This is a genomic window from Streptomyces sp. NPDC104202 (genome assembly GCF_055584185.1).
The window spans coordinates 140,320-157,746 of record NZ_JBVJMN010000004.1; the positions used below are offsets into that span (position 1 = coordinate 140,320).

Annotated in this window: 16 protein-coding genes; 5 read left to right on the plus strand and 11 right to left on the minus strand. The window is 75.5% G+C overall.

Annotation, left to right across the window (positions count from 1 at the left end; all coding sequences use genetic code 11):
- The first annotated feature begins 4 nt into the window (after nucleotides 1-4).
- Nucleotides 5-418, plus strand: coding sequence for a PaaI family thioesterase (locus tag ACZ60W_RS04515; protein WP_469753868.1), 414 nt, complete (start codon nucleotides 5-7; stop codon nucleotides 416-418).
- Between the two features lie 190 nt (nucleotides 419-608).
- Nucleotides 609-1,112, plus strand: a complete 504-nt coding sequence (locus tag ACZ60W_RS04520) for a hypothetical protein (protein ID WP_469753869.1) — start codon at nucleotides 609-611, stop codon at nucleotides 1,110-1,112.
- Between the two features lie 27 nt (nucleotides 1,113-1,139).
- Here ACZ60W_RS04520 and ACZ60W_RS04525 read toward each other — a convergent pair whose 3' ends face one another.
- From ACZ60W_RS04525 to ACZ60W_RS04560, 8 genes are all read right to left on the minus strand, one after another.
- The gene (locus ACZ60W_RS04525; protein WP_469753870.1) at nucleotides 1,140-2,348 is read right to left on the minus strand and encodes a histidine kinase; all 1,209 of its coding nucleotides are present in this window, start codon (nucleotides 2,346-2,348) and stop codon (nucleotides 1,140-1,142) included.
- 63 nt (nucleotides 2,349-2,411) lie between these two features.
- On the minus strand, nucleotides 2,412-4,145 hold the full coding sequence (locus tag ACZ60W_RS04530; RefSeq protein ID WP_469753871.1) for a sodium/solute symporter: 1,734 nt from the start codon (nucleotides 4,143-4,145) through the stop codon (nucleotides 2,412-2,414).
- Nucleotides 4,146-4,164: 19 nt separating this feature from the next.
- Complete coding sequence (locus tag ACZ60W_RS04535) at nucleotides 4,165-4,551, minus strand: hypothetical protein (RefSeq protein ID WP_469753872.1); 387 nt, start codon at nucleotides 4,549-4,551, stop codon at nucleotides 4,165-4,167.
- 119 nt (nucleotides 4,552-4,670) lie between these two features.
- Entirely contained in the window at nucleotides 4,671-5,420 is a 750-nt protein-coding gene (locus ACZ60W_RS04540) for a LytR/AlgR family response regulator transcription factor (RefSeq protein ID WP_469753873.1), read from the minus strand.
- Between the two features lie 68 nt (nucleotides 5,421-5,488).
- The gene (locus ACZ60W_RS04545; RefSeq protein WP_469753874.1) at nucleotides 5,489-6,361 is read right to left on the minus strand and encodes an Fpg/Nei family DNA glycosylase; all 873 of its coding nucleotides are present in this window, start codon (nucleotides 6,359-6,361) and stop codon (nucleotides 5,489-5,491) included.
- Between the two features lie 36 nt (nucleotides 6,362-6,397).
- On the minus strand, nucleotides 6,398-7,798 hold the full coding sequence (locus ACZ60W_RS04550; protein WP_469753875.1) for a wax ester/triacylglycerol synthase family O-acyltransferase: 1,401 nt from the start codon (nucleotides 7,796-7,798) through the stop codon (nucleotides 6,398-6,400).
- A 99-nt stretch (nucleotides 7,799-7,897) separates the two neighbouring features.
- Entirely contained in the window at nucleotides 7,898-9,874 is a 1,977-nt protein-coding gene (locus tag ACZ60W_RS04555; protein ID WP_469753933.1) for a SpoIIE family protein phosphatase, read from the minus strand.
- A gap of 157 nt (nucleotides 9,875-10,031) precedes the next feature.
- Complete coding sequence (locus tag ACZ60W_RS04560; protein ID WP_469753876.1) at nucleotides 10,032-11,390, minus strand: DUF6777 domain-containing protein; 1,359 nt, start codon at nucleotides 11,388-11,390, stop codon at nucleotides 10,032-10,034.
- Between the two features lie 255 nt (nucleotides 11,391-11,645).
- On the opposite strand from ACZ60W_RS04560, the gene ACZ60W_RS04565 reads away from it, so the two are divergent.
- The 3 genes from ACZ60W_RS04565 to ACZ60W_RS04575 are packed head-to-tail and all read left to right on the plus strand — an operon-like array spanning nucleotide 11,646 to nucleotide 14,534.
- Nucleotides 11,646-12,539: a YndJ family protein gene (locus ACZ60W_RS04565; RefSeq protein WP_469753877.1), complete on the plus strand. Its 894-nt coding sequence runs from the start codon at nucleotides 11,646-11,648 to the stop codon at nucleotides 12,537-12,539.
- Nucleotides 12,536-13,087 (plus strand): DUF1990 family protein, encoded by a 552-nt coding sequence (locus ACZ60W_RS04570; RefSeq protein ID WP_469753878.1) that lies wholly within the window; start codon nucleotides 12,536-12,538, stop codon nucleotides 13,085-13,087. The genes ACZ60W_RS04565 and ACZ60W_RS04570 overlap by 4 nt, the downstream gene beginning before the upstream one ends.
- Before the next feature lie 22 nt (nucleotides 13,088-13,109).
- Nucleotides 13,110-14,534: a lipase maturation factor family protein gene (locus tag ACZ60W_RS04575; protein WP_469753879.1), complete on the plus strand. Its 1,425-nt coding sequence runs from the start codon at nucleotides 13,110-13,112 to the stop codon at nucleotides 14,532-14,534.
- A gap of 109 nt (nucleotides 14,535-14,643) precedes the next feature.
- On the opposite strand, the gene ACZ60W_RS04580 is transcribed toward ACZ60W_RS04575, so the two are convergent.
- From ACZ60W_RS04580 to ACZ60W_RS04590, 3 genes are all read right to left on the minus strand, one after another.
- Entirely contained in the window at nucleotides 14,644-14,814 is a 171-nt protein-coding gene (locus ACZ60W_RS04580) for a hypothetical protein (RefSeq protein ID WP_469753880.1), read from the minus strand.
- 279 nt (nucleotides 14,815-15,093) lie between these two features.
- Nucleotides 15,094-16,578 carry an SDR family NAD(P)-dependent oxidoreductase gene (locus tag ACZ60W_RS04585; protein WP_469753881.1) on the minus strand — a complete coding sequence of 495 codons (1,485 nt, stop codon included), beginning with the start codon at nucleotides 16,576-16,578 and terminating at the stop codon, nucleotides 15,094-15,096.
- A gap of 61 nt (nucleotides 16,579-16,639) precedes the next feature.
- The gene (locus ACZ60W_RS04590) at nucleotides 16,640-17,353 is read right to left on the minus strand and encodes a (2Fe-2S)-binding protein (RefSeq protein ID WP_469753882.1); all 714 of its coding nucleotides are present in this window, start codon (nucleotides 17,351-17,353) and stop codon (nucleotides 16,640-16,642) included.
- Nucleotides 17,354-17,427: the final 74 nt, after the last annotated feature.

The window sequence follows — 17,427 nt, forward strand, 5'->3', positions numbered from 1 at the left end:
CGACGTGACGCTCACCCTCACCGCCGCAGAACAGGTCCTCGCCGACAACTTCGCCCCCTGGGTGCTCGATCTGGGGCTCTCGGTCGCCTCCGTCGACGAGGCGGGGGCCGTGCTCCGGCTCCCCTGGTCCGACCGGCTCGCCCGGGAGGGCGGTGGCCTCTCCGGCCAGGCCCTGATGGCCGCCGCCGACACCGCCACGGTGATCGCCGTGGCCTCGGCCCGCGGCGGCTTCGTGCCGATGACCACCGTCCAGCAGTCCATCAGCTTCCAGCGGGCCGTCGTCGGCTCCGACGTCCTGGTGCACGCCCGGCTGACGAAGGCCGGCAAGCGGATGGCTTTCGCTGACATCACGATGACCGCGGAGGGCACGGAGGAGACCGCGGCCCACGCCACGGCGGTGTACGCGCTCCTCGGCTGAGCCCGCACCACCCGCCTCTCCCGGCACGCCCGACACCAGGAACCTCACCGGCACCGATCCGGCCGGAAAACGTATCCGAAACCACACGGGCGAGTTGAGCAAAGCGGGACCCGCGGGCGCCGTTCTCGGAGGAGGCTCTCCCCCGGGCCCTGACGTCCGGGACCCCGACGTCCGGGAGAAGGTGGGAGCGTTGCTGCCCGAGAGCACGAACGGCGCCGGCGGCACGAGTGGCGGCGGCCTCGCCGTCCCGATGGCCTGGCTGTGCGCCGAGTACCTGGCCGACGAGGTGCTGCGGGCCGCCGCGCTCGTCGCGCCCGGCTCGCTGGAGTACCGGGCCGGGCTCCAGGCCCTGGCCCTCACCGTCCACCTCTCGGAGGGACCGGACGGGCCCGCGGGCGCGTGGGCCGCCCGCCGGGTCGACCGATGGCTGCGCCACACGGCATACGACCGGCCCTGGCCGCCCTGGGTCGAGGAGCGGCTCGCCGCCCGCCGCTCGGCCGGCGGCGACGGCCCCGACCTGGCGCTCGCGCACACCGCCTGGCGTCGGCTGCGCGACACCTGGGTGCGCGCCGCCGACCTGGACGGCGCCTCGGACGGGGGGACCGGTCCCCACGTCGACGAGGACGAACAGGTCTGGCTCCCCGCGTGGAAGCTGGGCCTGCCGCTCGCCCACCTCTCCCTGCACCTGCGCTGACCGCCGGACCGGTGACCCGGTCGCCCCTTAGGGCGCCGAACGGTGTACGCCGGGGCGGTACTTGGGTATGCGCACCGTCACCTTCATCCCCGCGTCGAGGCCCGTCTCGATGACGAGACCGTGCTCCGGCCCGTACACCTGGCGCAGCCGCTCGTCCACGTTGGAGAGGCCGATGCCGGATCCGGCCGGGTGCTCGCCGCGCAGGACGGCCCGCAGCACCTCGGGGTCCATGCCGATGCCGTCGTCTTCGACGGTCACCACGGCCTCGGCCCCGGCGTCGCGGGCGGCGATCGTGACGCGGCAGCCCCGTTCGCGGTCCTGGAGCCCGTGCTTGACCGCGTTCTCCACCAGCGGCTGGAGGCAGAGGAACGGCAGGGTCACCGGCAGGACCTCGGGGGCGATCTGCAGCGTCACCTTCAGACGGTCGCCGAACCGGGCGCCGGCCAGCGCCAGGTACTGCTCGATGGAGCGCAGTTCGTCGGCGAGCTGGGCGAACTCCCCGTGCCTCCGGAAGGAGTAGCGGGTGAAGTCCGCGAACTCCAGGAGCAGTTCCCTGGCCCGTTCGGGGTCCGTGCGGACGAAGGAGGCGATGGCGGCGAGGGAGTTGAAGATGAAGTGCGGCGAGATCTGGGCACGCAGGGCCCGGATCTCGGCCTCCACGATCCTGGTGCGCGACCGGTCCAGCTCGGCCAGCTCCAGCTGCACGGACGCCCAGCGGGCCACCTCCGTGGCCGCCCGCACGAGGACGGCCGACTCCCGCGAGCCGTAGGCGACGAGCGCGCCGAGCACGCCGTCCTCGCCGGTGAGCGGGGCGATCACCGCCCAGCGCAGCGGACAGGCGGGGTCGGCGCACCCGGTGGGCGCCGAGCGGCTGCGGCCGGTCGCCAGCGTCTCGGCCGCCTCGTCCGGCAGGTGCGCGCGGTGGTGGTCCTCGCCGGGGCCGTCCCAGGCGAGGACCGCGCCCCGGTCGGTGAGGCAGAGCGCCTCGGTGCCGAGCAGCGAGCGCAGGGTGCCGGCCGCCCGGCGGGCGGTGTCCTCGGTGAGCCCGGCGCGCAGTGGCGGCGCGGCGAGGGAGGCGGTGTGCAGGGTGTGGAAGGTCGCCCGCTCGACCGGGGTGCCAAGGCCGGGGTCGGCGGCCCGGCCGCCGCGCCGGGCGGCGAGCCGGCCCAGCGCGAAGCCGGCGGCGAGCAGGACGGCTCCCGCGGCGACCGCGGCGGCGAGGGCGATGCCGCTCATCGGCGGGCCTCCCGGGTGAGTGGGACGGCGGTCACCGGCGGGCCTCCTGGGCGGGGACGGCGGTCACCGGCGGGCCTCCTGGGCGGGGACGGTGCCGGTGAACTCCTCCGGGAGGTGGAGCCGGGCGAGAAGGGCGGGGGTGCCGGGCGGGATGCGGCGGGGGGTGGCCAGCGAGACCAGCACCATGGTGAGGAAGCCGAGGGGGACCGACCAGACGGCGGGCCAGGCCATCAGGGTGTGCGGCCAGCCTCCGGGGGGCAGTCCGGCCCGGGTCGCCATGACGGCGGCGAGCGCGGAGCCGCCGCCGAGCAGGAGTCCCGCCATGGCGCCGGGCGGGGTGAGCCGCCGCCACCAGATGCCGAGGACGAGGAGGGGGCAGAAGGAGGAGGCGGACACCGCGAAGGCGAGGCCGACGGCGTCCGCGACGGGCACCTTGGAGGCGACCACCCCGACGGCGAGCGGGACGGCCGTGGCGAGCAGCGTCGCGAGCCGGAAGTGGCGGACGCCCCGGGAGGGCAGGACGTCCTGGGTGAGCACGCCGGCGACGGACATGGTGAGCCCGGAGGCGGTGGAGAGGAAGGCCGCGAAGGCGCCGCCGGCGAGGAGCGCCCCGAGGAGGTCGCCGAGGAGTCCGCCGAGGATCCGGTCGGGCAGGACGAGGACGGCGGCGTCGGCGGAGCCGGTGAGGGCGAGTTCGGGGGCGTAGACGCGGCCGAGGAAGCCGTACAGCGGGGGCAGCAGGTAGAAGGCGCCGACCAGGCCGAGCACCACGAGGGTGGTGCGGCGCGCGGCCCGGCCGTGCGGGCTGGTGTAGAAGCGGACGGCGACGTGCGGCAGGCCCATCGTGCCGAGGAAGGTCGCCAGGATCAGGCCGTAGGTCGCGTACAGCTGGTGTCCGTCGCGGCCTCCGGCGAGCGGCTGCGACCAGCCGAGCGGGTCGGCTCCGCTGGCGGCCCGCTCGGGCAGGGCCGCGCCCGGTGCGAAGGCGAGGGTGGTGCCGCCGAGGACGTGATGGGTGCCGGGCGCGAGGGTGAGGCTCCGCTCCCGGTACGGGACGGAGTCGACGGTGCCGGTGACGGTGACGGCGAGCGGGGCGTCGAGCCGGACGCGCACGGTGTCGGCGACCCGGACGACGGTGTGGTCGCGCAGGACGGCGGGGGCGTCGAAGCGGGCCCGGGGCGCGCCGTCGCCGTGCCAGGCGGCGGCCAGGAAGAGCGCGGGGACGAGCAGGGCGGTGAGCTTCAGCCAGTACTGGAAGGCCTGCACGAAGGTGATGCTGCGCATGCCGCCGGCGGCGACCGTGCCGGTGACGACGACGGCGACGAGCAGCCCGCCGACCCAGTCGGGCGCGCCGGTGAGGATCTCCAGGGTGAGTCCGGCGCCCTGGAGCTGCGGGAGCAGGTAGAGCCAGCCGATCCCGACGACGAAGAGGCTGGCGAGCCGTCGGGCCTGCGGGGACTGGAGGCGGGCCTCGGCGAAGTCGGAGAGCGTGTACGCCCCGGAGCGGCGCAGCGGCGCGGCCACGAGGACGAGCAGCACGAGGTACCCGGCGGTGTAGCCGACCGGGTACCAGAGCATCGCGGGCCCCTGGACGAGGACGAGGCCGGCGATGCCGAGGAAGGAGGCGGCGGAGAGGTACTCGCCGCTGATGGCGGCGGCGTTGAGGCCGGGCCGGACGGTCCGGGAGGCGACGTAGAAATCGGAGGTCGTGCGGGAGATCCGCAGGCCGAGCGCGCCGATGAGGACGGTGGCGAGGACGACGGCGGTGACGGCGGCGACCGCGTGGGTCTGGTTCATGCGGGGCGGTTCACCGTTCTCAGCGTTCGACGAGGCCGGTGAAGTCGCGTTCGTTGCGCTCGGCCCGGCGGACGTACCAGTGGGCGATGGCCCAGATGACCGGGTAGACGCCGAGGCCGAGGGCGGCCCAGACGAGCGCCTCGGGCGCGGGGAGCGCCAGCAGCAGCGGCAGCGAGCCGACGAGCAGGGCGAGCGCGCCGAGGGCGGTCAGGGCGGCGCGGAGCTGGCTGCGCATCAGGGAGCGGACGTAGGTGTGGCCGAGGGTGGTCTGCTCGTCGATCTCGGAGCGGGCCGGCGGGTGGACGGGGCGCCGTCCGGCGGGTCCCGGGGCGGCTCCCGGGCTGTGGGCGGAGGCGTAGGTGACGGTCTCGCGCCGGGGTCTGCGCGGGGGGTGGTGCTCGGACATCTCCGGTCCGCTCCCGCCTCTCTCGACGACTTCCGACGGTCCGCGCGGGCGGTTCGCCTGCCCGCGGACGCGTGGAGTCTACGCAGCGCGCCCCCGGCCGCGGTAGACGTACGGGCCGGTCAGCCGCCGGCCCGGCGCATCAGGAGGTCCCGCAGGTGGCGGGCGTGGCGGCGGCTGACGGCGAGGTCCGTGCCGCCGACGCGGACGGAGGTGGCGCCGCCGTCGAGCCGGAGTTCGTCGATCCGGGCGAGGGCCACCAGGTGGCTGCGGTGGATGCGGACGAAGCCCCGGGCGGCCCAGCGTTCCTCCAGGGTGGAGAGGGGGATGCGGACGAGGTGGCTGCCGTGGTCGGTGTGGAGGCGTGCGTAGTCGCCGTGGGCCTCGGCGTAGGCGATGTCGTCGACGGAGAGGAAGCGGGTGACGCCGCCGAGCTCGACGGGGATCTGCTCGGGGGCGGCGGGGGCGGGCGCCGCGCCGGCGTGGACGAGGTCGTGGGCCCGGCGGACGGCTTCGGCGAGGCGCTCGCGGCGGACCGGTTTGAGGACGTAGTCGACGGCCTTGAGGTCGAAGGCCTGGAGCGCGAAGCCCTCGTGGGCGGTGACGAAGACGACGAGGGGCGGACGGGCGAAGCCGGCGAGCAGCCGGGCCACGTCGAGTCCGGTCAGGCCGGGCATGTGGATGTCGAGGAAGACGACGTCGATGCCGCCGTCGCCGTCCGGTCCGGTCTCCAGCGCGCGCCCGATCCTGCGCAGGGCGGCGGTGGCGTCGCCCGCTCCCTCGGCGGTGCGGACGCGGGGGTCGGCGCGCAGCAGGTAGAGCAGTTCCCCGAGGGCCGGTTCCTCGTCGTCGACGGCCAGTACGCGCAGCATGCGGCGGAGTGTAGTGGGGGGGGGGGGGGGGGGGGGAGGCCCCCCCCCCCCCCCCCCCCCCGCCGCCGTCACTTGAGGAGTCTGGACAGGCGCCGGTCGGCGAGCGGTTTCCCGCCGGTCTGGCAGGTGGGGCAGTACTGGAGCGAGGAGTCGCTGAAGGAGACCTCGCGGATGGTGTCCCCGCAGACCGGGCAGGGTTCGCCGGTGCGGCCGTGGACGCGCAGTCCGCTCTTCTTCTCGGCCTTGAGCTTCCCGGCGGCGAGGCCGTGGGAGCGTTCGACGGCTTCGCGCAGGGTGGTCCGCATCGCCGTGTAGAGGGCGGCGGTCTCCTCGGGGGTGAGGTTCTGCGTGGGCTTGAACGGCGACATCCGGGCGGCGTGCAGGATCTCGTCGCTGTAGGCGTTGCCCATGCCGGCGATGAGGCTCTGGTCGCGCAGGGCGCCCTTGATCCGGCGCCGTTCGCCGGCGAGGAGGGCGGCGAAGGCGTCCGGGCCGAACTCCTCGGCGAGCGGGTCGGGGCCCAGGCGCGCGACGCCCGGCACGTCGTGGGGGTCGCGGACCAGGTGGACGGCGAGGCGCTTGGTGGTGCCGGCTTCGGTGAGGTCGAAGCCGTCGCCGCCGGTGAGCGCGGCCCGCAGGGCCAGCGGTCCCTTGCCGGGTCTGGGCGGGCCGGAGGGCAGCGGGTCCTGCCAGCGCAGCCAGCCGGCGCGGGCGAGGTGGATCAGGAGGTGGAGCGTGCCGGCCGGCCCCTCGGTGGTGAGGTCGAGGAACTTGCCGTGCCGCCCGACCGCGGTGACCGTGGCCCCCTCGACGGCGCCCGGGGGCGGATCGTACGTCTTGAGGACGCTGATCGCGACGGGCAGGACGCGGGCGATCTCCTTGCCCACCAGGTGCGCGTCGAGGAACTCGCGCAGCGCTTCCACCTCGGGCAGTTCGGGCATGGCTCCACCCTGCCGCACGCGCGCAGGGGGCGCGCGTCAGGCACCGGTCCCGGGGGGCCGCGGGGGGTCGAGGAGGTCGAGTTCGGCGCCGAGCGCGGCGGCCAGCGCGTCGAGGTCGGGGGCGGCGCGGCCGTCGGCGACGAGTCCGACGTGGACCCGGCCGCCGTACGGGGACATGGCGACGGCGAGGGACTGGCCGCGGGCCAGCGGGGCCATGGGGAACAGCGCGGTCAGTGGGGCGCCGCCGAGGGAGAGCGCGGCGCGGGGCAGCGGCACCTGGGTGACGAGCACGTCGAAGAGGAGGCCGGCGGCGCCGGCGGCGAGGGGGGCGCCGAAGCGGTGGGCGAGCGGGTGCAGCCGGTCGGCGAGGAGGGCGACGGCGCCGGCGCCGCGGGAGGGGCCGGCGGCCTTGTTGCGGTCCATGGCCTGCCGCACGGCGGCGAGCCGGGCGGCCGGGTCGGGTTCGGTGACCGGCAGGTCGAGGAGGTAGCCGGAGAGGCTGTTGCCGGGGCCGGGCGCGGCGCCGGGTCGGCGGCGGGAGACCGGGACGAGGGCGCGCGGGTCGACGCCGGGGAGGGGCATGTCCCGGGCGTCGAACCAGCGGCGCAGGGCTCCGGCGGTGACGGCGAGGAGGACGTCGTTGCCGGTGCCGCCGGTGGCGCGGCGGATCCGGTGGACGCGGTCGAGGTCGAGGGTCGCGGTGGCGATCCGGCGGGTTCCGCTGGAGTCGGCGGTGAAGGCGGCGGCGGGGCGGCCGGCGCGGACGACGGAGGAGCCGACGACCGAGGCGCCGACCTCCACGGCACGGCCGAGGTCGCCGAGGCGGTCCCGGGCGAGGTCCAGCAGCCGGCCGGGCGCGGGCAGCCAGGAGCGCGGGGGCACGGGGCGGGGGCGGCGGGCGGGGCGGCGGCCCGCGGCGATCTCGTCGAAGATGCCGGCGCCGATGGCGACGGCCCGCATGCCGTCGGCGAGGGCGTGGTGGAGTTTGACGAGGACGGCGAACGAGCCGTCGGGGGCGCCGCTGAGCAGGTACATCTCCCAGGGCGGCAGGCCGCGCTCGACGGGGCGTTCCATCAGCTCGGCGGCGAGCGCGGCGGCCTCGGCCTGGAAGTCGGTGCCGGGCAGGACGATCTCGCGGACGTGGCGGCGCACGTCGAAGTCCGGGTCGGCGCTCCAGGCGGCGCCGCCGACGGGGATCAGGACGTCGCGCACGCGCATCCGGAGCCGGGGGACGGCGGCGGCGCGCCGTGCGAGGAGGTCGAGCACGTCGGGGCGGCGGCCCGGCGGGGCGGGCGCGGCGGGCGGGGGGCCGAAGTGGGCGAGGGCGCCCAGGTGGAGGGGGTGGTCGGCGGATTCGAGATGCCAGAAGGCCAGGTCGAGCGGGGCCAGTAGTTCAGGGGCCGTCGGCTCGTCGGTCAGGAGCTCACTGCTGCTCACGGATGTCCTCACGTCCTGCGCGGAGGGGCGGGAACCTGAAGTGAATCGCGTACCGACAGTTACGGTCAAGTACGATCAGTTCACGCTCAGTTAACAAGCTCAACGTTCCAAGGTGAACTCACACCACACGCACTTGCCGCCGCCGCGCGACTCGACGCCCCAGACGTCGGAGATCTGTTCGACCAACAGCAGGCCGCGCCCCGACACCCCCGCCTCCCCGGCCTCGCGGCGCCGGGGCAGCGCGCTGGAACGGTCCTCCACCTCCACCCGCAGCCGTCGCACCGGCCCGGCCAGGATCCGCAGGGTCACGATCGCACCGCCGTCCGTGTGCATCAGCGCGTTGGTCATCAGCTCGTCGGCGACCAGCTCGATCTCGTCCGCGCGCTCCTCCGCGCCCCAGGCCCGCACGGCGGCCCTGACCATGTGCCGGGCGGAGCTCAGCGCCTCCGGGTCGCTCTGGGCCACGTGCTGGCGGAACCGCCCGGCGGGCACCGCGTACCCGCCGTCCCGGCGCAGCAGCAGGATCGCCACGTCGTCCTCGCCGCCGCGGTCGGCCACCACGTCGCAGAGGTGGTCGGCGAGCAGCTGGAGGTCGGCGGGACCGCGCTTGACCAGCGAGGTGAGCCACTCGAACCCCTCGTCGAGGTCGGCCCCCGGCTTCTCCACCAGACCGTCGGTGTAGAGCATCAGGGTCTGCCCCGGGTCCAGCTCCAGGGTGGTCACGGGGTAGTCGAGCCGGCCGAACTCCGCGGAGAGGCCGAGCGGCAGTCCGCCCTCCACCGGGACCCGGCGGCAGCCGCCGTCGACCTCCCGCACCAGCGGGTCGACGTGGCCGGCCCGGACCACCTGCACGACCCCGGTGGCGAGGTCGACCTCGGCGTAGGTGCAGGTGGCGAAGCGCTCGGTGTCCAGCTCGTGCAGGAAGACGGAGGCGCGGGCCATCACCGTGGCGGGCGGGTGCCCCTCGGCGGCGTAGGCGCGCAGCACGATCCGCAGCTGGCCCATGACGGCCGCCGCGTGGGTGTCGTGGCCCTGGACGTCGCCGATGACGGCGCCGACCCGCCCGCCGGGCAGCGCGATGACGTCGTACCAGTCGCCGCCGATGTCCCGGCCGAGCCGGGCCGAGCGGTAGCGGACGGCGGTCTGGGCGCCGGGCACCTCGGGGATGCGGCGCGGCAGCATGGCCGTCTGGAGACCCTCGGCGAGGTCGTGCTCCTGCTCGTACAGCACGGCCCGCTGGAGACTCTGGGCGATGCTGCTGCCGAGGGCGACGAGCAGCGTCCGCTCGTCCTCGCTGAAGCCGGCCCGGTCGCTGTACAGCAGGCCGAGGGCGCCGATGGGCCGGGCCTGGGCGATGAGCGGCAGATAGGCGGCGGCGGTGATGCCCAGCCCGCTGATGTGCGGCCAGAGCACCGGGTAGGAGTCGGCGAAGTCCCGCGCCGAGTCGATGAACCGCGGGCGGAGGGTGCGGATCACCTCGCTCATCGGATACGGCTCGTCCACCCGGGTGAAGCGGGTGCCCGGGACGAACGCGCCCGCGGGCCCCTCGGCGACGAGGTGGATGCGGCCGGCCTCCAGGAGCCCCATGACGAGGCTGGCGGCGCCGAAGTGCTCCAGGGCGTGCGAGTCGTTCAGCAGGTCGATGACGTCCTGGACGGTCCGCGCGTACGCCAGGGCCGCGGTGGTGCCCTCGACGACGCCGGCGCGCTGCCGGCGTCCCTCGTCGAGCCCGAGGCGGGCGGCGGACTCGCTGAGCTCGTGGGTGGCGTCGCGCACGACGCCGACGATCCGGACCGGCCGGCCCGAGGCGTCGCGGTGGACGAGGCCCTGGGTGTGGGTCCACTGGTGCCTGCCGTCGCGGCGGCGGATCCGGAAGTAGGCGCCGTACTGCTCGCTGCCCTCCTTCAGCGCCTGCGCCACCATCGTGTCGAGGCGGCGGCCCTCGTCCGGCAGCACCCGGGTGCCGAGCGACTCGGGCCGGTCGTCGTACTCCGCGCGGTCCATGTCGAAGACCTCGAGCGCGGCGTCGTCCATGATCATGACGCCGTCGACCAGGTCCCAGTCGAAGCCGCCCATCCGGAAGGCGGAGCCGTACTCGGAGAGGATCCGCGCCCCGCCGGCCCGCTCCTCCGACGCACGGCGGGGTGGTTCGACCGCCTCCCCGCCCCCTGTGCCCGCGCTCATGGGGCCACGCTAGGCGCAGCTCCGCCCCCGCGCACCAGGAAGATCGGATTCACCCCGGGAATGTCTCCTGGCGGTCCGGCGGGGGACCCGCCGGGAACAGCTCGTCCTGCGGCAGCTCCCCGTCCGGCTCGGCCGGCGGGTCCACGGGCGGCTCGGTCCCCGGGTCGGGGTACGGGTCGGCGTACGGATCGGGCAGGGGGGACGCCTCCGAGGGCGGGGCGGGCGGCTCGGGGACCGCCGGCGGCGCGCTCGGCGGCTCCTGGGGCGGGGAGGACGGGTCCGGCACGGGCTCGCGTCCCGGGGCGTCGGGCACGGGGGGCGTGGCGTCGGGGGTGGCCTCGCCGGTCTGGGTGCACCGGTCGGGGTCGCAGGCCGGTGCGACGTCGGGCTTGCGGTCCTGCTCGCCGTCGCTGCCGACGCGCCGCTCGATCCAGCTCCGGTCGGCGGCGTTGACGATGACGAGACTGCTGACGACGGTGGAGGTCGGCCGCACGGCGATGACCCGGTCGGGGTCGAACCCGTCCCAGGGCTCGCCCTGGTGGACGCCCTCCTTGACCGCGACCGGCGTGCGCAGCGGGTTCCCGCAGGCACAGCGGACCCTCGGGGCGCCGTACTGGTCGACGAGGACCGCCGTGCCGGTCTGCAGGACGGACTGGAAGGCGAGGGGCCGGCCGGCCCGGTAGCCGTGGCCGGTGACCCGGGTGTCGGAGCGCAGCACGACCGGGGTGAGTCCGCGCAGCCAGTCGCCGACCTGGGCCTCGGGGATGCCGGCGGCCTCGGCGAAGGCGCGGGTCTTGCCCGGGTCCGCGGCGAGGAAGGCCGCCTGCTGCTCGACGTCGCAGCTGGCCTCCGCGCGCGTGCCGCCGTAGAGCCCGGGCGTGGAGCCGGTGACCTCGCGGACCTCGAACGCCTCGGCGGGCGGGCGGTCCGGGGCGGGCCGCGGCGGGCTGACCCGGTCGGTCGACGCTGTGAAGGGGTCGGGGCCCGGGGCGCCGACCGGCTGGAGGAGGATGTCGCGCGCCGCGGAGGCCGCCGCCTGCTCCCCGCCGGCGGTGGGCGTCTCCCCGCTCGCCGAGCACCCCGCGATCAGCAGGGCCGAGGCGACCGCGGCGGCTGCCGCGCGCGCGGTCCCGGCCGTGGCGGGGCGTCCCGCTCCGCGCGGCGCGGCCGGGGAGCCGGCCTCGGCGGACGGGAGGTCTCCGATGGACGGGAGGCCGCCTCCGACGGACGGGAGGTCCGCTCCTGCGGACGGGAGGTCGCGGGCGTCGGCGGCCGGGGCCGCGTCGACGGTCCCGGCCGGCCCGGCCTGCGGGCCGGTCCGGGCGGACGGGGCCGCGTCGACGGGCGGGGGCGGGGACGTCCGGTCGGCGGCGGGTGTGCGCCGCGTCCGGCGCGAGGGGGTGCGCACCTTGGTTCTCCCGCTTTCTCTCCCCGGGCCCGCGGCCCGGTTCCGGCCAGTCCTCCATGTCTGTCGCAGTCCGTGACGGGCCGCAAGCGGAGGGAGGCCGACCGGGTCGGGCGCCACCCTCTCGGCGGCCGTCCGCCCCAGCGGCGCGCGCCCCGCGCGCGAGCGGGACGCCACCCGCCCTCCACTTGAACGCGTTCAAGAAAAGTCCTACGCTCAACTCGCCAGTTGAACGCGTTCAAGTGGGGGTGGTGACGCATGGCCGCACCGACGGCCCTGGTGGCCCCGATCGTCATGATCGGAATGTTCTGGGTGGTGCCGACCGGGCTCGCGCTCCTCGACGGCCCCCGGCCGCCGGGGTGGGACGCGCTCCGCCGGGCCTGGCCGTACCTCGCCGTCCCCGGGGCGCTCTCCCTCTGGCTGCCCCGGTCCACCGGCGCCGCCGCACTGGCCGCCGTGTACGCGCTCGCCACCCTGGCGCTCGCCCTCCAGGCCCCGGCCCGGATCTACCTCACCCGGTGCCTGCGGCCGCGGGAGACGGCCGTCCTCACCGCGCTGGCCGCGCCGTCCGTGGCCGGCGTCGCACTGGTCGCGGAGCGGGCCGGGCACCCGCTGTTCGGCTTCGAGCTCGGCATCCTCGCGCTCACGGTGCCGCACTTCCACTTCGCCGGGTTCGCCGCCGCGCTGGTCGCCGGCCTCGTCTGCCGCGCCTCCGACGGCCCGGCGGCCCGCTGCGCCGCGCTCAGCGTCCCCGCCGGGACCGTGCTCGTGCTCGCCGGCTACTTCGTGGACGACTGGGCCGAACTCGTGGGCGCCGTCGTCCTGACCGCAGGGATGGCCGCGGTCGCCGTCCTGACCCTGCGGGAGCGCCGGGAGCTCGCGGCGGACCCGCTCACCCGGGCGCTGCTCGCCGTCTCGGCCCTCGTCCTCGTCGTCACCATGCTGCTCGCGCTCAGCTGGGCGCTCGGCGAGGCGACCGGCCTGCCGCACCTCTCCCTGACCTGGACGGCCGCCACCCACGGGGTCGGCAACGCCCTGGGCTTCGCCGTCTGCGCCCTGCTCGCCCGGCACCGCCTCCGGGCCGCGGAACGGCCCGCCGGCCCCACCGCCACTCCCCCGCCCCTCCCTCCGCGAACGGAGATCCCGGCATGACCCGCCTCACGCACGACCTCTCCCGGCCCGCCCGGCCCCGCCCGGCCCTCACCTACCCCGAGGTCGGGGCCACCCGCACCCCGGAGACGCTGCCGGACGACTACCACCACCTGCGGCACAGCGTGACCGTCGGCAGCGGCCGCGCCGCCTTCGAGACGGCCGGCGCCGCCGTCACCACCTGGGCGATGCACCGCGCCTCGGGGGCGCGAGTGCGCAGCGAGGCCCCGCGCGCGGCGCCCGGCGCCACCCTGGAGGTGTCGATGGGCCTCGGCCCCGTCCGGCTCGGCGCCCCCTGTTCGGTGATCTGGACGGCGTACGAGCGGAACCGCACCGGTTTCGCCTACGGCACCCTGACCGGGCACCCGGAGCGCGGCGAGGAGTCGTTCGTCGTCTCGCTGGAGCCCGGCGGCACCGTCCGCTTCACGGTGACCGCGTTCAGCCGGCCCGCCACCTGGTACACCCGGCTCGCCGGGCCCGTGGTCCCGCTGCTCCAGCGGGCGTACGCGCGCCGCCTCGGCCGGACGCTCCGGCGCCTCGTCAGGAGCTGACCCCGGGCCGATACTGGAAGCGATGGAGTGGTTCACGGCACCCGACCAGTGGCTGGGCCGGATCGTCTTCCAGCGGGGCCTCGCCGGGCTGTACTGCGTGGCGTTCCTGTCGGCCGCCCTCCAGTTCCGGGCGCTGATCGGCGAGCGCGGCATGCTCCCGGTCCCGGAGTACGTGCGCCGCACCCGCCCGCGCCACACCCCCTCGCTCTTCCACTGGCGCTACTCCGACCGGCTGTTCGCCGCGGTCTCCTGGTCGGGGGCCGCCGTGGCGCTGGCGCTCGTGGCGGGCGCCGGGGACGCGGTCCCACTGCCGGTGTCGATGCTCCTGTGGTTCCTGCTCTGGGGGCTGTACCTGTCGATCGTGAACGTGGGCCAGACCTGGTACTCCTTCGGCTGGGAGTCGCTGCTCCTGGAGACCGGCTTCCTCGCCGTCTTCCTGGGCAACGACGACACGGGCCCGCCGGTCCTCGTCCTCTTCCTGCTGCGCTGGCTGCTCTTCCGGGTCGAGTTCGGCGCCGGGCTCATCAAGATCCGCGGCGACCGCTGCTGGCGCGACCTGACCTGCCTGTACCACCACCACGAGACCCAGCCGATGCCCGGTCCGCTGAGCTGGTTCTTCCACCACCTCCCCCGGCCGCTGCACCGGGTGGAGGCCGCGGCGAACCACGTCGTCCAGCTGTGCGTCCCGTTCCTGCTGTTCACGCCCCAGCCGGTCGCCACGGTCGCGGCCGGGCTGATGATCGCGACCCAGCTGTGGCTGGTGCTCTCCGGCAACTTCGCCTGGCTCAACTGGATCACCATCGTGCTCGCCCTGTCCGCGGTGGACACCTCGCCGCTCACCGGCGACCGCCCGCGGCCGGACCCGCCGCTCTGGTACGCGGTCCTCGTCGTCCTGGTGACCGTGCTCGTCCTGGTCCGCAGCCACCGGCCGGTCCGCAACCTGCTCTCCCGGAACCAGGCGATGAACCGCTCGTTCGACCCGTTCCACCTGGTCAACACCTACGGCGCCTTCGGCACGGTCGGCCGGGTCAGGGACGAGATCGTCGTGGAGGGCACGGCCGAGGCGTCCCCGGGGCCGGGGACGGTCTGGCGGGAGTACGGCTTCAGGGGGAAGCCCGGCGACCCGCGCCGGCTGCCCCGCCAGTTCGCCCCCTACCACCTGCGGCTCGACTGGCTGATGTGGTTCGCCGCGCTCTCGCCCGGGTACGCCCGCGACTGGTTCGGGCCCTTCGTCGAGCGGCTGCTCGACGGGGACCGGGACACCCTGCGGCTCCTCGCGCACAATCCCTTCCCGGACGCGCCGCCGACGCACGTCCGCGCCCGCCTCTACCGGTACCGCTACACGACCTGGCGCGAGCTCCGCGCGAGCGGCGCCTGGTGGCACCGGACCCTGCTGCGCGAGTACCTGCCGCCGACCCGGCTACGGGCACCGGTGGACCGGAGGTGAGACGGCGGCGGGACGGCGTCCGCCCGCGCCTGTGCCCCCGGCCGCCGGAACACGGGTTCCGGCGAGCGGGGGCACAGGTGCCGAGCGGGTGTCGTGTCAGAGCACCGGCTCAGTCGATGCCGGGCAGGATGTGGGGCTCGGCGAGGTCGTCCTCGTAGCCCGCCAGGCGGATCGGGGCCGAGCGGGCCCACACTTCGAGGCTTCCCAGCTCGCCCTTGCGGCGGGGCCGCTCGACGGGTTCGGCCGGTCGCGGATCCTGCTTCGTCAGTTCGGGTGTCACCGCGCACTCCTTTGTGTCGCGTACCTGTGGGACAAGTGCCGGTCGGTCGCGGTGGCGCCGTTCGTCGGGCGGGACCGCGGCCTTGTCAGGCCAGTCCCCGGGCCGGCTGTGAGGAGGTGTGTCTCCTCGGTGGCCGACCGTGGACATCAGAGTAACCAAATGAGCGGATCCGCGCTCTACCGGGCTTCAAAGTGTGACGCGATCGGGTGACATACGTCGAATGAGCGCCCTACCGATCGGTAGAACGCTCATTCCAGACGAGGGGCCGTGCGGCCCGGGTCACCAGTTGGCGGGCGCGTAGTCCTTGAGGAAGCAGCCGTACAGGTCCTCGCCGTCCTCGCCGCGGACGATCGGGTCGTAGACCCGGGCCGCGCCGTCGACCAGGTCGAGCGGGGCGTGGAAACCGGCCTCCGCGAGGCGCAGCTTGTCGAAGTGCGGACGCTCGTCGGTGATCCAGCCGGTGTCGACCGAGGTCATGAGGATGCCGTCCGTCGTGAACATCTCCTGGCCGCTGGTGCGGGTCACCATGTTCATCGCGGCCTTGGCGGCGTTGGTGTTCGGGTGGCCGGCGCCCTTGTAGCCGCGACTGAAGACGCCCTCCATGGCGGAGACGTTCACGACGTAGGCTCGGCCGCTCGCGGCCTTCCTCGCCGCCTCGGCCATCACCGGCCGCAGCTTGCTGATCAGGATGAACGGCGCCGTGTAGTTGCACAGCTGGGTCTCCAGCAGCTCCACCGGGGAGATCTGCTCGATGCTCTGCACCCAGGTGTTGGACTCCACGACGTCCGGGACCAGGCCGCCCGCGTCGATGGCGGTGCCGTCGAGGTGCCGGGCGAGGGAGGCGTTGCCCGCGACCAGTGCGAGGTCGGCGACCTGCTGTGCCTCCAGACCGCTCACCCCGACGGGCAGCGACGAGCCGCCCACGAGCTCGCCGACGGCGCCCGAGTTGAAGGCGCCGATGACGTGGTGGGCGGGGAGCTCTCCGGCCGGCAGCGGGGCGCTCTCGCCGTCGACGAGGGCGGCGTACGCCGACGGCAGCCGGCGCACGGTCTGCGTCGCGTTGTTGATCAGGATGTCGAGCGGGCCGGCCTCGGTCATCTGGTCGGCCAGCGCCACGGCCTGGGCCGGGTCGCGCAGGTCGATGCCGACGACCTCCAGGCGGTGCATCCACTCCGCCGAGTCCTCCATCGCCTTGAAGCGGCGGATGGCGTCCTTCGGGAAGCGGGTCGTGATGGTGGTGTGGGCCCCGTCGCGCAGCAGCCGCAGCGCGATGTACATGCCGATCTTCGCGCGGCCGCCGGTGAGCAGCGCGCGCTTGCCGGTGAGGTCGGCGCGGGCCTCGCGCTTGGCTCGGTTCTCGGCCGCGCAGCGCTGGCAGAGCTGGTGGTAGAAGTAGTCGACCTCGACGAACCGTGCCTTGCAGACGTAGCACGAGCGCGGACGCTGGAGTATCCCCGCGATCCGCCCCTCCTCGGTGATCGAGGAGGGCAGGATGCCCTCGGTCTCGTCGTCGATGCGCTGGGCGGAGCCGGTGGCCGTGGCCTCGGTGACCGCCTTGTCGTTGGCGGTCTTGGCGGCCCGGCGCTCCTGGCGGCGGCGCTGCTTCACGGTCCGGTAGATGCCGGCGGTGGCCCGCCGGACCCGGATCGCGTCCGGGTGGTCGACGTCCAGCTTGTCGAGCTCGTCGAGGACGCTGAGGCAGACGGCCAGGCGCTCGGGGTCGACGCCCGGCCCGTAGTCCTGGAATTCTTCGGTCACCGTCATGGCCTTCGGGATCCTCGTTCGCTCGTACGTCGCCGTTCGCGGGGCTTTCGAAGAAGCAACTTTACGGAGCGGGGGGCCGCGCCTCCAAACTCCTGCCGGGAGCGTGGTCGAAGACACAGTCCCCGCACAGACCGCCGCCCGGGCAGCGGTAGTACAGGCAGCAGCTGGAGCGGCGGAGCCTCGGGCCCCGGACCGTGCCCGCGAGGTCGGGGAGGGCCAGGAGTCCGGAGACGAGCGCGCCGGCCCGCTCGGCGACCTCGGGGCGGCGGTGGACCGCCGCCCACCTGGCCAGTTCGCGCAGCGCCCCGGCGAGGGCCGAGCCCGCGTTCCCCCACAGCAGCCGGGGCGAGATCCCGCCGTCGCGCCGCAGCGCCGCGTGCAGCGGGACGAGATGGGCCTCCACGACGGCCGCGGCCAGGTCCTCGACGGTGGCGGGGCGGGTGTCCGCGCCGGACCACCACAGGTCGTCGGGGGAGGTGAGGGCGCCGTCCCAGTGGAGCTCGGCGGGGGCCAGGGCCGGGAAGCGCCCGGAGAGCGCGGCCGGCCCGAGCGCCGTCGACCAGAGGCGGGCCGCGAGACCGAGGTGGGCGACGGAGGCGGCGACCCGCCGCTCGTCCGTGCCGAGGCGGGCGGCGACCCGGTCCACGCGCGCGGTGAGCGGGCCGTCCTCGCCCTCGTACAGCCGTGCCAGCGGGCGGTGCGCGCCACCGCCCTCCGGCGGTGTGGTCCGCAGGGCGAAGAACCCGCCCACCGATCCGCTCTCGACGAGATCCACGCCCCTGCCCCCGGTCCTGTCGCCCCGCCGTCCGTCCGGGCCCGGCGGCGCCTGGAGGGAGCCGCCGTCGCGAC